Source organism: Desulforegula conservatrix Mb1Pa, from assembly GCF_000426225.1.
Classification (GTDB): Bacteria; Desulfobacterota; Desulfobacteria; order Desulfobacterales; family Desulforegulaceae; genus Desulforegula; species Desulforegula conservatrix.
Genome location: NZ_AUEY01000177.1, coordinates 1 through 1,367, shown reverse-complemented (window position 1 = coordinate 1,367; position 1,367 = coordinate 1). Strand labels below are relative to the sequence as shown.

Sequence of the window (1,367 nt, the reverse complement as noted above, 5' to 3'; positions counted from 1 at the left end):
GCGCCCTTGCGATTCGGATTGATTTCCCCTCGGACGGGGCATCTCTGCTTTCTTTCAAACAGACGGGGGCACGGCTTTGCCGGGCAAACAAATAAAAAACGCCCGGCCATAGTCCGGGCGTTTTGCTCTATATTGTTAATCTGACGCTTACAAAATAGATGGAACACAAAAAGTCAAAAAAGATATCAGCGTCATGCAGGACTTAGTCAGGCATCAGTGTATTTCAGGATATTTCTGGATTCCGGTTTACACAGGGACAGGCCCCGCCTGAATAACGGAAATCGGGCTTTTTGCCATCTTTTCAAAATAAATCATACGACAGATAATCAGAATAACCCAGAAATCGCTCTTATGAGCCCTTCTTCAATCATGGGCTGGGCTTCCTCGAAAGTAAGATTCACCTGATTTGCAGTGGTAGCCAGCCTTGACTGGTATTTCTTCCTATTGACAGTTGTCTCGCTTGTCTGGGTTGTGCTTGATTCGGCTCCGGTTTCAAGCTCAGCCTGACTATCCTGCTCCACCTTTTCCTTTGTTTTTTCTGATATCTGAATGTCTGTAATTATTGAATAAGTAACATCCTTTACGAATGAACCAGAAAGCATTTCAGCCGCTCCGCCTATAAGTCCGCCAACTGCCGCCCCAGTAAGTATACTGCTGTTACTTGCACCTGATGCGGCCGCACCAACAGCTGCGCCAGCCAGGGCCCCTCCAAAACCTGCCGTAACAGACTGCTCAAGGGCTGTCTGATCAGCCTGCCCGACGAAGAGAATATTAGCCTGCATAAGATAAAAAGCTGATTTTGCGTCCTTGGTGATCTTGTAACCTTTGCCTTCAAGATTGCTGAGAACAAACGGAGTTATATCAATATCCTTTGCCGACGTGTTTCTGATATCCAGATAAATACTCTTTTCAGCCATATTATCAACATCGAGGAAAATTGTTGCAGACATTCTGTTTTCAACCTTCAGATCCTTTTTTGACAAGGCAACCTGGGTGGCTGCACATCCTGAAAAAAGAATCATGGCTGACAGTATTACAATAACCTTCTTCATTTACGCTCCTTAAAGACAATGCACTTATGATCTTGCCAATCGTCCGGTAAACACTATGATTTACAGAACATATGCTTATATAATATTGCGTGACTCTGGAAAAGATGAAAATGGATAGCGTAGTATCAAAACATTTTATATCAAAAACATGGCCGAAAACCTGACCAAAATCTTCAATTGATTTTTCAGCCCAGGTATTATATTTGTATATACAAGCAATAGTCACCGACCACCGGCAAAGCCGGTGGCATGGGATTCTGAACCGCTCAAAGCGGTAAAAAATGGGGATCACCTAAAGGTGATTAATCAAACAGT

At 43.7% G+C, this 1,367-nt stretch carries 1 protein-coding gene; it reads right to left on the bottom strand.

Going from position 1 to position 1,367, the window contains the following annotated elements; genetic code table 11:
• Nucleotides 1–326: 326 nt before the first annotated feature.
• Nucleotides 327–1,052 (bottom strand): complement resistance protein TraT, encoded by a 726-nt coding sequence (locus K245_RS0121685; protein WP_027360824.1) that lies wholly within the window; start codon nt 1,050–1,052, stop codon nt 327–329.
• Nucleotides 1,053–1,367: the final 315 nt, after the last annotated feature.

Excerpts from the sequence above, each read along its gene's own strand:
- K245_RS0121685 (WP_027360824.1), bottom strand. The coding sequence starts at position 1,052 with ATGAAGAAGGTTATTGTAATACTGTCAGCCATGATTCTTTTTTCAGGA.